Source organism: Amycolatopsis rubida, from assembly GCF_900115345.1.
Classification (GTDB): domain Bacteria; phylum Actinomycetota; class Actinomycetes; order Mycobacteriales; family Pseudonocardiaceae; genus Amycolatopsis; species Amycolatopsis rubida.
The window spans coordinates 119,862-131,748 of record NZ_FOWC01000002.1 but is presented as its reverse complement, the minus strand read 5'-3'; the positions used below and the strand labels follow the sequence as shown (position 1 = coordinate 131,748).

General features: G+C 70.0%; 11 protein-coding genes. 6 read left to right on the top strand and 5 right to left on the bottom strand.

The annotated features are described in order from the left end of the window. Window positions 1-41 precede the first annotated feature (41 nt). Entirely contained in the window at window positions 42-1,568 is a 1,527-nt protein-coding gene (locus BM362_RS09545; protein WP_093572871.1) for an MFS transporter, read from the top strand. A 96-nt stretch (window positions 1,569-1,664) separates the two neighbouring features. Here BM362_RS09545 and BM362_RS09540 read toward each other — a convergent pair whose 3' ends face one another. From BM362_RS09540 to BM362_RS09530, 3 genes are all read right to left on the bottom strand, one after another. Continuing rightward, window positions 1,665-2,510 (bottom strand): SAM-dependent methyltransferase, encoded by an 846-nt coding sequence (locus tag BM362_RS09540; RefSeq protein ID WP_093572870.1) that lies wholly within the window; start codon window positions 2,508-2,510, stop codon window positions 1,665-1,667. A gap of 137 nt (window positions 2,511-2,647) precedes the next feature. Further along, entirely contained in the window at window positions 2,648-3,187 is a 540-nt protein-coding gene (locus tag BM362_RS09535; protein WP_093572869.1) for a cysteine hydrolase family protein, read from the bottom strand. A 47-nt stretch (window positions 3,188-3,234) separates the two neighbouring features. Then, a complete protein-coding gene (locus tag BM362_RS09530; protein ID WP_093572868.1) occupies window positions 3,235-3,996 on the bottom strand; it encodes an alpha/beta fold hydrolase in 762 nt (253 codons plus the stop codon). A 67-nt stretch (window positions 3,997-4,063) separates the two neighbouring features. On the opposite strand from BM362_RS09530, the gene BM362_RS09525 reads away from it, so the two are divergent. Then, window positions 4,064-4,483: a MarR family winged helix-turn-helix transcriptional regulator gene (locus BM362_RS09525; protein ID WP_093572867.1), complete on the top strand. Its 420-nt coding sequence runs from the start codon at window positions 4,064-4,066 to the stop codon at window positions 4,481-4,483. Here BM362_RS09525 and BM362_RS09520 read toward each other — a convergent pair. Next, window positions 4,426-5,424, bottom strand: coding sequence for a helix-turn-helix transcriptional regulator (locus BM362_RS09520; RefSeq protein ID WP_067580780.1), 999 nt, complete (start codon window positions 5,422-5,424; stop codon window positions 4,426-4,428). The genes BM362_RS09525 and BM362_RS09520 overlap by 58 nt on opposite strands. 84 nt (window positions 5,425-5,508) lie before the next feature. Here BM362_RS09520 and BM362_RS09515 point away from each other — a divergent pair, with 84 nt between their 5' ends. Next, window positions 5,509-5,907: a VOC family protein gene (locus BM362_RS09515; protein WP_067580782.1), complete on the top strand. Its 399-nt coding sequence runs from the start codon at window positions 5,509-5,511 to the stop codon at window positions 5,905-5,907. A gap of 156 nt (window positions 5,908-6,063) precedes the next feature. On the opposite strand, the gene BM362_RS09510 is transcribed toward BM362_RS09515, so the two are convergent. After that, the gene (locus BM362_RS09510; RefSeq protein ID WP_093572866.1) at window positions 6,064-6,972 is read right to left on the bottom strand and encodes an SAM-dependent methyltransferase; all 909 of its coding nucleotides are present in this window, start codon (window positions 6,970-6,972) and stop codon (window positions 6,064-6,066) included. 106 nt (window positions 6,973-7,078) lie between these two features. Here BM362_RS09510 and BM362_RS09505 point away from each other — a divergent pair, with 106 nt between their 5' ends. The 3 genes from BM362_RS09505 to BM362_RS09495 all read left to right on the top strand — a co-directional run bounded on the left by BM362_RS09505 (window position 7,079) and on the right by BM362_RS09495 (window position 11,876). Beyond that, window positions 7,079-8,689, top strand: coding sequence for a thiamine pyrophosphate-binding protein (locus tag BM362_RS09505; RefSeq protein WP_067580787.1), 1,611 nt, complete (start codon window positions 7,079-7,081; stop codon window positions 8,687-8,689). 124 nt (window positions 8,690-8,813) lie between these two features. Beyond that, complete coding sequence (locus BM362_RS09500; RefSeq protein ID WP_093572865.1) at window positions 8,814-10,259, top strand: aldehyde dehydrogenase family protein; 1,446 nt, start codon at window positions 8,814-8,816, stop codon at window positions 10,257-10,259. 162 nt (window positions 10,260-10,421) lie between these two features. Further along, entirely contained in the window at window positions 10,422-11,876 is a 1,455-nt protein-coding gene (locus BM362_RS09495; RefSeq protein ID WP_093572864.1) for a 4-hydroxyphenylacetate 3-hydroxylase family protein, read from the top strand. Window positions 11,877-11,887 lie beyond the last annotated feature (11 nt).

The following is an 11,887-nucleotide window of genomic DNA, read 5'->3' as shown; positions in this document are numbered from 1 at the left end:
TTGAGTGAGACGACCGGAACGACAGCACAGAGGAGACAGAAATGAGTGCCGGACGACGCGAATGGCTGGGCCTGGCGGTGCTGGCCCTGCCGACCGTGCTGTTGTCGCTGGACATGAGCGTGCTGCACCTCGCGGTTCCGCACCTCGCCGCGGATCTGCGGCCCTCAGCCACGCAATTGCTGTGGATCATCGACATCTACGGCTTCATGATCGCCGGGTTCCTCGTCACGATGGGCACCCTCGGCGACCGGATCGGCAGGCGCAAGCTGCTGATGATCGGCGGCGGCGCGTTCGGGCTCGCGTCGGTCGCGGCGGCGTTCTCGACCAGTCCGGAGATGCTGATCGCCGCGCGGGCGGTGCTCGGGATCGCCGGGGCGACGCTCATGCCCTCGACGCTCGCGCTGATCAGCACCATGTTCCGTCATCCCAAGCAGCGCGGCACCGCGCTCGCGGTGTGGATGAGCTGTTTCATGGGCGGCATGGTGGCCGGCCCGGTCGCGGGCGGGTTCCTGCTGGAGCATTTCCGCTGGGGTTCGGTGTTCCTGATGGGCGTGCCGGTGATGGTCCTGCTGTTCGCGACCGCGCCGAAACTGCTGCCCGAATACCGCGACGCCGACGCCGGACGCCTCGACCTCGCCAGCGTCGCCCTCTCGCTCGCCGCGATCCTGCCGGTCATCTACGCGCTCAAGGAAATCGCCAAGAACGGCTTGTCCCTGACCGAAATCCTCGTGCTCGCCGCGGGGCTCGCGGTCGGCGCGGTATTCGTCCGGCGGCAGCGGCGGCTCGAGCATCCGCTGCTGGATCTGCGGCTGTTCCGGGTGCGCGCGTTCAGCGCGGCGGTGGCGATCACGCTGGTCGGCGCGGTCACCATGGGCGGGGTGTTCATGCTGGTCAGCCAGTATCTGCAGATGGTCGCCGGACTGAGCGCGGCCGGCGCGGGGCTGCTGCTGGTCCCGCAGGCGCTCGCGGTCGTCGCCGGCTCGATGATCGCGCCGCGGCTGGCGCGCCGGATCCGGCCGGAATTCGTGCTGGGCTTCGGCATGCTGGCCGCGGCGGGCGGAATCCTGTTGTTCACGCTCGCCGGCGCGTCCGGCGGCGTGGCTTTCGTGGTGCTGGGCATGTCGATCGCCAGCTTCGGCATGGGGCCGCAGGGCGTGCTGTGCACCGAAATGGTGGTCGGCTCGGTCCCGCCGCGGCGGGCCGGCGCGGCTTCGGCGATGTCGGAGACCAGCGCGGAATTCGGGATCGCCATGGGGATCGCGGTGTTCGGCAGCGTCGCGACGGCGGTGTACCGCGACCGGATCGCGGTCCCTTCCCCCGTGCCCGCGGCGGCCGCCGCCCAGGCGACCGACAGCATGGCCGGTGCGATGGAGGCGGCGGCGACGCTGCCCGGCGCGACTGGCGAGCAGTTGCTGGCCACGGCGCGGGACGCGTTCAGCTCGGGACTGCACACGGTCGCCGGGATCGGTGCGGCGATCGTGGTGGTGTTCGCGGTGGCAGGGATGGTCGCGCTGCGGCGTTCCCCGGCGGCGGCGAAGACGGCGGAACCGGTGCCGGTCGCGTCCTGACCTGGTGTGCGGTCAGAGTTTCCCCGGGACACGACGGCGGGCCGGTGTTCCAGCCGAGCGTTCAGCCCGGCCGGAGCACCGGCCCGCAGTCGTGAATCAGGGTTTCCGCGCGACCCCGACCGCCACGATCCGCTGCGCGATCGTCGGCTCGTCCAGCAGCGGGCCGTCCGGCCACCATTCGATCACCGGCACGACCTCGGCCGGCCTGTTCGGCCCGCTCGGAATCAGCTCCAAGCCGTGGAACAGGTCCTTGATCTCGGCGCGGGTGCGGGACGAGATGTCCTTCATCGATCCGTTGTGGACCGATTCGATGATGCTCTGCACCGTTTCGGCGTCCTCGGAGCCGTCGTGGGCGTCGAGCAGGTGCGAGATCGCGACGTACGATCCGGACGGGAGCCGGTCGATGAACTCCTTCGTCACCTTCCCCGCAAGCTCGCGGTCGCCGGTCTGGTGGTGCAGGGCGAGCAGGAACAGCACCGCGATCGGCTGGTTCCAGTCGAGGTGCTCGTCGACCGTCGGGTGGTCGAGAATGCTGGGCGGGTCGAAGAAATCCGCCTGGATGTACTCGGTGAACTCGTTCTCGTCGAGCAGCGCGCGTCCGTGGCTGGCGACTACCGGATCGTAGTCGACGTAGACGACCTTCGCGGCCGGATCCGCGCGCTGGACGATCTGGTGCACGTTCTCCGCGGTGGGCATGCCGGAACCGCAGTCGATGTACTGGCGGACGCCCGCGTGGTAGGCGAGGAACCGGCAGATCCGGGTCAGCAGGTGCCGGTTGACCCGCGCGGTTTCCGCGATGTCCGGCATTACCCGGGAGACTTCCTCGGCGACCCTGCGGTCGATCTCGTAATTGTCTTTCCCGCCCAGCAGATAGTCGTAGACGCGAGCGACGCTCGACTCGTTCGGGTTGACCCCCGGCGGTGCGTTGACTGCGTCGGTCACGACGCGTACCTCCCGCGTATTGACACGGTGATAGATGCCGCACCGAGAGTAGCGGACTTCGGGGAAGCCGCGAAACCGGTGTCGTCCCGATGCCGGGCGCGGCTCTCGCAGTCCGCTGACCAGCGGCGAGTTCGCACTCAGGTCCACTCGGCACACGACATGACCGTGAATCCGCGGCTGGGGAACACCTTGTCGAGCAGGACGTCGTTGACGGACTGGTCGCTGTCGGCGCATCCGTCGCGCAGCACGGTCACCTGGTAGCCGCGGTCCGCCGCGTCGTAGCACGTCGCGGTGACCATCGCGCTGGTCGCCACCCCGGCGACCGCGACGTGGCGGATGCCCCGGGCACGCAGCACCAGGTCGAGATCCGTTCCGGCGAACGCGCTCGCCCGGCGCTTCAGGACGACGACATCCTCTTCGGCGACCGGCAAGGTCAGTTCGGTGCCCGGCGAACCTTCGTGGAAAGCGTCTCCGGCGTCGAAGAAAGAGCGGTACAGCGCGCCGCCGGGAAGGTCGGTTCCGTTGTCCCGCATGGCGAAACGCACGAATACGACGAGCGTGCCGGTTTCGCGGGCGCGGGGCAGCAGTTCGGTGAGCGGCGGCACGACCTGGCGGGCGAATGGATAGCCGTCGGTGATGCCCCGCTGGATGTCGCCGACGATCAGTGCGGTGGTCATGAGATTTCCCCCTTGTGCGCAGTAGCCGCTAGTTAACCCGCAGGCGATCAGGTGTCGAAGGCGAGCACCGCGCCGAGCAGTTCCTCCGGGGTTTCGACCTGCGGCAAATGTCCGGTACGGGGAAGCACGGTGAATGTCGCGCCCGGGATCGCGGCGGCGTAGGCCTCGCCGTAGCGCGGGTCGGCGATGCGGTCGCTCTCGCCCCACAGGACGTGGATCGGAATGTCCGCTTTGCCCAGTCGTTCGGCCAGTGTCGGGTCGGTCATCGCCGGGCCGGTGTACCCCACCAGTGCGACGACATCCGGGCTGGGGCCGGTGCGGCCGGCGGGCGGGACGGGGGCCTTCGCCGGGTCGTGGAACGAGAACTGCTGGATTTCGGCGACGGTTTTGCCGCGGACGTCGGCCAGCGGATGCCCGGCGACCTCGATGCTGATGCCGTCGACGACCACGGCGCGGCTGACGCGCGGGCTGTGCAGCAGGGCGATTTCCGCGGCCAGCCAGCCGCCGAAGGAGTTGCCGACCACGGTGACGTCCGAGACGTCGAGATGGTCCAGCAGTGCGATGTACGCCTTGGCCAGTGCGGTGACGTCGGTGAGCCCGGCGGCTTTCGGCGTTCCGTTGAAGCCGGGGTGGGTGGGCAGCAGGACTCGCGAGCGGGTGCGTTCAGCCAGCAGGTCGGCGAAACCGGCCATGGTCGCGACGCCGCCTCCGCCGTGCAGCAGCAGGAACGTCCGGGTGCGGTCGTGGTCTTGGACGGTGATTTCGGCCGGTCCGGCCGAGGGGAGCCGGAGCGTCGGGGAGGAAGTCATATCAGTAACCTTATATAAGTAAGCTGATATAAGCAACCTGTTTCGCGGCCGGGTAGGCTCCCCGGCCATGAGGTACCGCCACGCCGACGTCGCCCTGGCCGTCAAGCGCCTGCAGCACCGCCATCACCGCGCGCTGAGCCAGGCGCTGCAGCCGCTCGGGCTGTCGCTCGTGCAGTGGGACACCTTGCGGCACTTGGACAATCACCCGGATGCCTCGCTGCACGACCTCGCTGTGCTGACCTTCCAGACCGACCAGTCCTTCGGCACGCTGGCCGCGCGCATGGTCGACCGCGGCCTGATCGAGCGGGTGCCCGGGCCGGGCCGGGCGGTGCGGCACCGGCTCACGGAGAAGGGCGCGGAGCTGCGAGCGGCGGGGCAGGAACTCGCGGACGTCGTGGTGAAGGCGTCGTTCAGCCGGCTTTCGGCGGCTCAGCTCAACGAGCTCGGTGCGTTGCTGGAGGTCGCGCTGGAGGAGGATCCGGCGTAACCGGTCAGCCGGGCGGCGAGGGCGCGCATCCGGTCGAGGAGCGCGTCCGGCCGCTCGATGACGAACGGCCGGTCGAGTGCGGCGAGCCGCGGCGGGATCCAGTCGAGGTGCTCGGCCCGGATTCGCGCGCGGACCCACGGGCCGTCGGCTTCCAGTACGGCGATGGACGGCGGGAACACCGCGCGGATTTCTTCCGCGGTCGCCTGGATCCGCACCGCGACCTCGTGCCGGTGCGGTGCTTCGGCGATGCCGGTCAGCACTTGGCGGGCGGGGTCGAAACCCGTTGGCGCGCTGAAGGTTCCGTCCTGCGGTTCGGCCCGCTCGATCCGGTCGACGCGGAATGTGCGCACCTGACCGGCGCTTGAGTCGAAGCCGGTGAGATACCAGCGGCCGGAATGCGCCACGACACCGTACGGCTCGACGACGCGTTCGCTGCTTCGGCCGTGAGCCGCGGTGTAGGCGAGTTTGACCGGTCGCTGGTCGCGGGCCGCCTCGGCGACCGCGAGGAGCACCTCTGCCTCCGCGGTGAGCGAGGGACGGGCGGGCGTGGTGAAGTCGGCAACCTCCAGCAAGGCGTCGAGCCGGCGGCCGAGCGCCTCGGGCAGCACCCGGCGGACCTTCGCGACCGCGCTTTCCGCGGCCGCGACCGACGTGGTGACCAGTCCGGCGCGGCGTCCCGCGACCAGCCCGAGCAGGACTGCGAGCGCCTCCTCGTCGGTGAGCATCAGCGGCGGCATCCGGTAACCGGGGGCGAGCCGGTACCCGCCGTGGCGACCGCGCACGGAACGGACCGGGATGTCCAGGTCGAGCAGGTGCTCGACGTACCGGCGGACGGTGCGTTCGTCCACGTCGAGCCGCCCGGCGAGTTCGGCGACGGTCCGGGTGCCGCCGCCCTGGAGGATCTCCAGCAACGCGAGCACGCGGGCGATCGGCCGGGTCATGCGGAGAATTCTCGCAATACCGGGCGGATCCTGTCCACTATTGCTTCTAGCGTGGCCACTGAGCAACCAGAAAGGAATGTGGCCGTGCAGTTGACTTCTGTCCGCATCATCACCGGTGACGTCGACCGTCTGACGTCGTTTTACGAGCAGGTGACCGGTCTCGTGGCGAGCCGTCCGGCGGAGCAGTTCGCCGAGTTCGCCGGCGCGACGGCGACGCTGGCGATCGGCAGCGCCGAAACGATGGCGTTGTTCAGCGCGGGTGCGGCGGTGCCGGAGGAGAACCGGACCGTCATCCTGGAGTTCCTGGTCGAGGACGTCGACCGGGAGTTCGCGCGGCTCCGGCCGCTGCTCGCCGAGGTCGTGCAGGAGCCGGCGACGATGCCATGGGGCAATCGTTCGCTGCTGTTCCGAGACCCGGACGGCAACCTGGTCAACCTGTTCGCGCCGCAGACCGAGGAGGCCCGCGCCCGGCTCGCCCGGTGACGGGGAAAACACCTCGCCGGACCGCTCGCCGACCGGCCAGGATCGCCGCATGACACGTGCGCTTCTGCTGGACCGGTTCCGCTGGGCGGAGTGTCGTGAGGGGAACCCTGCGGGAATCGGAGTCAATGAGGGTTCCCCTCACGACACGTCGAGGAGTTAGGCCAGGACGCCGCGGATGTACCGAAGGTCGCCCATGCGCAGATCGTCGTCCTGAAGCGGCGGCAGCCCGTTGGCCGCGAGCAGCTCCCGGACCGTGCTTCCCCGCACCGTCCAGCCGAGCCCGCTCAGGTACGGAGCCGCCTCGTTGCGCTCGCCGAAGTAGCGCAGCCGCGTCATGTCGGTGTGGAAACCCTCGCCCCGCCATTGTTCGGAGATGCGGTCGAGGCGTTCCTTCGTCTTGTCCTCGTCGCCGGGACGCGGGTTGGGCCGGTTTTCGGTGGCGACCCGGCTTCCCGGCGCGCTGAGTTCGGTGATGGTGTCCAGCAAGCGATCTTGCGCTTCGGGCGGCAGGTATCCGAGCAGGCCTTCGGCGCTCCACGCGGTCGGCTGGGCCGGGTCGAAACCGGCGGCGCGCAGGGCGGCAGGCCAGTCGTCGCGCAGGTCGACGGCGACCGGTCGCCGGTCGGCGGTGGGCTCGGCGCCAAGACCGGCCAGCGTGCGGGCCTTGAACTCGACCACCGGTTCCTGGTCGATCTCGTACACGACGGTTCCGTCCGGCCAGGGCAGCCGGTAGGAACGGGAGTCCAGTCCGGACGCCAGGAGCACCGCCTGTGCGATGCCCGCGGCGGACGCGTCGAGGAAGAATTCGTCGTAGAACTTGCCGCGGATCTTGGCCGCGTCGATCCAGATCCGCCCGACCAGCGTGCCTGACCCGGTCTCGCCGGACGCCAGTTTGGCGAGCAGGTCGACGCCGACTGCCCGGACGAGCGGTTCGGCGAACCGGTCGGAGAACAGCGTGCTGTCCTCGCGGGTGGCGATCGCCCGCGCCGCCGCGGCCATCGTCGCGGTCGCTCCGACGCTGGAGGCCAGGTCCCAGGTGTCTCCGTCGTGCCGGGAAGAAGTCATTGGCCGGAACCTACTCCGATCCCGACACCGTGTCGCACAGTCCGCCCAGTTTCTTCCGGCGCCGCGTCGGAGCGCCCGGCCCGGCGCGCTGCGTAGCGTGCTGGGCATGACGGCTGCCGCGCGGTTGCTGGAAACCTTGGCGCAGTGGGGAATCGAGCACGTTTTCTGCTGCCCCGGCACCAGCGAGATACCAGTGCTCGACGCGCTTGCCGCCCGGCGAGGCGGACCCGAGTTCGTGCTGACCACCCACGAGGCGATCTCGGTGTCGATGGCCGACGGCTACGCGCGTGCCTCCGGCCGGATCGGGGTCGCCTACCTGCACACGAACGTCGGGGTCGCGAACGGCTTGGCGCATCTGTACGCGGCTCAGGTCGCGCGCAGCAGCGTCGCGATTCTCGCGGGGATCAAGGGAACGGCGACGCTCCCGCACCGCGCGTTGACGACTTCGCCGCGTTTGCTCGAAACGGCCGCGCCGTACGTGGGTCATGCCTGGCAGAACCTCCGCGCCGAGGACCTGCTGGAGGATGTCAGCCGGACGCTGTGGCATACCACGGTGATCCCGGAGCAACCGGCGATTCTGACGATCCCGCAAGACCATCTGGCCGCCGAACCCGGTGTGGCGCCTCCGGTCCGCTGGGGCGCGCGGCAGGGCCCGGCCGCGGAGGCGGTCCGGCACGCGAGCGCATTGCTCGATGCGGCGCGACGGCCGGTGCTCGTCGCGGGGTCGGACGTCGCCCGGCGCGGGGCCGAGACGGACTTGGCGCGGTTGGCTGAGCGGCTCGGCGCGCCGGTGTTCGTGGAGTCCCGGCGCGACCTCGAACGATGGTCCTTCCGCACGGATCATCCGCTGTACGCCGGATTGTTCGAGCCGCGCGCGCCGATGCTGGCGGAAGCGGACCTGCTGGTGCTGGCGGGCATGCCGACCCCGCTGGAGTTCTCGGCCGAGGTAGCGGCGCTGCCGTCCGGCGTCCCGATCCTGCATCTCTCGGAAGACGCGGCCGAGCCTGGCCGTCGGTATGTCCCAGCCGGCGCGGTGGTCGGCGATACCGTGGCGGCGCTGCGCGGAGTGGCCGAAGGAGTCCGCGCGCCTTCGCGGGGCGAATGGCCTGCCCGGGTGCTCAAGAACAGCGCGGACCGGCACGCTCGTTGGGCGGCGGAAGTGCCGTTGGACGGGGAATTCAGTGCTGCGGTGGCGATGCGCACTCTCGCCGACGTCATTGGCGGGGAACGGCTGCTGGTCCTCGACGCGGTGACTTCGACGTTGCCGTTGCTGCGGTTTCTCCAGCGCACGCGGGCGGATTCGCTGTTCGCGACCGCGAGCGGCTCGCTGGGCTGGGGAATGGGCGCCGCGGCCGGTGTGGCCATGGCGCGACGCGAGCGCGTGCTCGCGGTGGTCGGCGACGGCGTGGTCCAGTTCGGCGTGCCCGCGTTCTGGACCGTGGCGCGCTACCGGCTGCCGGTGACCTATCTCGTGGTGAACAACGGGAAGTACCAAGCCGTGGTCGCCGGGATGCGGAAAAGCGGAGGCGAGCGAGGGGAGTATCCGCTCACCGACATCAGCGGCGTGGAGATCGCCGCGCTGGCGACGGCGTTCGGCATCAAGGCGGTGACGGTCGACGGAGTCGCCGGTTTGCGGGCCGCGCTCGCCGAGGACCCGGGGCCGGAGGACGGGCCCCGGTTGATCGAGGTCCGGGTGAACGACCAGCTGTGGCAGTAGTTTCCGACACCGTGTCCAGTCGCGGGCGCGGGATTTGCGTCGCCGGGGCGATGAAGCGAGGGCTCGCGCCGGCCTAGCATCGCGGAGATCTCCGCACCCGCACCAGGATTGGCAGGCGACGCACATGGCCCGGTGGGATCTCAGCGAGGCAGACGGGCGGATCTGCTCTGGCGGCTGGCGTGCCGGAGGGGGCGGCACACAACCGGTTGTCTCGCCGGGCGACGGCGGGAAAGTCGGCCTGGCCGGCCTCGCCGATCAGCACGATGTCGAGCGGGCCGGGGCACGTGCCGCGCAAGCGCAGGCCGAGTGGAGCCGTGCGTCGTACCGCGAGCGGGCCGGCGTCCTCACCCGGGCCGCGGACGCGTTGCGCGACATCCGCGCCGACGTCGAGGACGTGCTCGTGCGCGAAAGCGGTTCGCTGCCGGCAAAAGCGAAGCACGAGGTCGACAAGGCGATCGACGAACTGATCGCCGCGGCCGGGCTGGTCACGATGTCGCAGGGCGATCTGCTCCCGGTCGAAGACCCGGCGACGCTGGGGTTGGCCCGGCGGATCCCGGTCGGCGTCGTCGGGGTGATCGCGCCCTGGAACGCACCGTTGATGCTCGCCATGCGTTCGGTCGCCCCGGCGCTCGCGCTGGGCAACGCGGTGCTGGTCAAGCCGGACGTGAAGACCGCGTTCTCCGGCGGCGCGGTGCTCGCGCACATCTTCGGACAAGCCGGTCTGCCCGAAGGCGTGCTGCACGTACTGCCCGGCGGTGCGGCGACCGGTGAGGCTGTGGTGCGTTCGCCGCACACGAACGCGATCTCGTTCACCGGCTCGTCCGCCGCGGGCCGCCGGGTCGGCGAAATCGCGGGCGGCCTGCTCAAACGGGTGGTGCTCGAACTCGGCGGCAACAACGCGTTCATCGTACTGGCAGACGCGGATCTCGACCGCGCCGCCGCCGGTGGCGCCGGCGGAACTTTCCGGCACCAAGGCCAGATCTGCATGGCGACCGGACGGCATCTCGTGCACGAAAGCATCGCCGGCGAATACGTCGCGCGGCTCAAAGCGGCGGCGGAGAAACTGCGGCTCGGCGATCCGAAGGCACCCGGGACGACGCTCGGCCCGCTGATCACGACCGCGCAGGCCGAGCGGGTGCACGGCATCGTCGAAGCCGCGGTCGCCGGCGGCGCGCGGGTCGTGCACGGGGCCACGCACGACGGCGCGTTCTACCAGCCGACCGTGCTCGACGGCGTAACAGCGGACAACGCGGCTTTCCGGAGCGAGATCTTCGGCCCGGTCGCTCCGGTAACCCGGTTCTCGACCGAAGAAGAAGCACTCGAACTCGCCAACGCGACCGAATACGGCCTGTCCGCCGCGATCCACAGCCGCGACGTCGCGCGCGCTCTCGGGTTCGCTTCCCGGTTGCGGGCCGGGATGGTCGCTCTCAACGGCCAGACCATCTACGACGCCGCGCACATCCCGATGGGCGGCCTCGGCGCGTCCGGCAACGGCGGACGGCACGGCGGGCACTGGAATCTGGACGAGTTCACCTGCTGGCAATGGGTGACGGTCCCGACGATCCGGTGATCCGGTCGTGCGCGGTTCCGACACCGCGTCGGACTTTCCTACACGGTGTCGGACGCCCTCGGCGGAGATTCCCGCAGCGGACCGATTCCCCGGCGCGGCGATTTCCGTAGCTTCGAATCGTCGCCCGGTGCGGGCCCGTCACAGCCAAAGGAGTCGGAGTACATGGACATTTCCGGTGCCACCGGGGCGCTCACCGGCGAGCAGTACAAAAAGAGCCTGAACGACGGCCGCGAGGTCTGGCTCGATGGCAAGCGCATCGGGAACGTCGCCGAGCACCCGGCGCTCAAGCCGACCGTCGACGAGTTCGCCCGGCTGCTCGACCTGCGGTTCGCCACCCCCGAGGGGCGGGCGGCGACCCTGTTCAAGTCCGCGGAGACCGGCAACGAGGTCAGCTACGCGTTTTCGCTGCCGAAGACTCCGGAGGAATTGCGCGCCAAATTCGGCGCGTCGGAATGGTGGATGCGGGAAAGCCTCGGACAGCTCGGCCGTTCGCCCGACTTCATGTCGAATGTCGCCGCCGGACTCGCCGATTACGCCGGCGAACTCGACCAGAACCGCGAAGGTTTCGGCCAGAACGCCCGGGATTACCGCCGGTTCGCGATGGAGCACGACCTCGTCCTGACCCACGCCCTCGGCGACCCGCAGATCGACCGCAGCGCCAGCCCGCTCGACGACCCGGACCTCGCCCTGCGCGTCGTGGCGGAACGCGAGGACGGCGTAATCCTGCGCGGTGCGAAGCAACTCGCCACCCTCGCGCCGTTCTCCCACGAGGTGCTGGTGTACCTCAACGGCGTCACCGCGGCGCGCGGGGCGGAAGACTTCGTCATCTGGTTCGCGTTGCCGATGAACACGCCGGGCCTGAAGATCCTGCTGCGCGAACCGCTCGGCGCGGCCGGCAGCGGGCACTCGCACCCGCTCGGCAACCGGTACGACGAGCAGGACGCGATGCTGTTCTTCGACGACGTTTTCCTGCCGCGCGAACGCATCTTCCTGCTCGGCGACTCCCTGCGCGCGCTCAAGGGCCTCGGCCGGATCAACGTCTGGAGCCTGCAGAGCACGCACATCCGCTTCCTCGCCCGGATGAAGTTCTTCACCTCGGTCGCGAAGAAGCTCGCGCACTCCATCGGCGTGGACACCTTCCGCGGCATCCAGGAACAGCTGGGCGAACTCATCTCCTACGTCCAGACGCTCGAACTGGCGATCAAGGGCGCCGAGGCCGACGCCGTCGTGACGCCGGGCGGGCACCTCGCCCCGGGCAACACCAACGGCGTCGGCTTCTGGTCGGCCGACATCTCCGCGCGGATGGTGCAGATCCTGCGTCAGGTCGCCGCGTCCGGCCTCATCATGCAGCCGACCGAAGCCGACCTGGCGAACCCGGAACTGCGCCCGTTCCTCGACCTTTACATGCGCGGCCACGACATCGGCGCGGCGGAGAAGGCGCGGCTGTTCCGGCTCGGCTGGGAACTCGCCGGTTCGAGTTTCGGGATGCGCCAGGAACTTTACGAGTACCTGCACCGCGGCGATCCCGGCGCGGGCCGCACCCGGCTGCTGCGCTTCTACGACACGTCGGCGACGGACGCACGCGTCGACGAACTCATCAGCAAGCCGCTCGGCTGAGACGCAAGGAG

Bases quoted from the DNA above. Each gene is read 5' to 3' on its own strand.
- BM362_RS09520 (WP_067580780.1), bottom strand. From the start codon at position 5,424: ATGACCCGGCCGATCGCCCGCGTGCTCGCGTTGCTGGAGATCCTCCAG.
- BM362_RS09505 (WP_067580787.1), top strand. From the start codon at position 7,079: ATGACGGCTGCCGCGCGGTTGCTGGAAACCTTGGCGCAGTGGGGAATC.
- BM362_RS09495 (WP_093572864.1), top strand. From the start codon at position 10,422: ATGGACATTTCCGGTGCCACCGGGGCGCTCACCGGCGAGCAGTACAAA.
- BM362_RS09500 (WP_093572865.1), top strand. From the start codon at position 8,814: ATGGCCCGGTGGGATCTCAGCGAGGCAGACGGGCGGATCTGCTCTGGC.
- BM362_RS09535 (WP_093572869.1), bottom strand. From the start codon at position 3,187: ATGACCACCGCACTGATCGTCGGCGACATCCAGCGGGGCATCACCGAC.
- BM362_RS09545 (WP_093572871.1), top strand. From the start codon at position 42: ATGAGTGCCGGACGACGCGAATGGCTGGGCCTGGCGGTGCTGGCCCTG.
- BM362_RS09530 (WP_093572868.1), bottom strand. From the start codon at position 3,996: ATGACTTCCTCCCCGACGCTCCGGCTCCCCTCGGCCGGACCGGCCGAA.
- BM362_RS09525 (WP_093572867.1), top strand. From the start codon at position 4,064: ATGAGGTACCGCCACGCCGACGTCGCCCTGGCCGTCAAGCGCCTGCAG.
- BM362_RS09510 (WP_093572866.1), bottom strand. From the start codon at position 6,972: ATGACTTCTTCCCGGCACGACGGAGACACCTGGGACCTGGCCTCCAGC.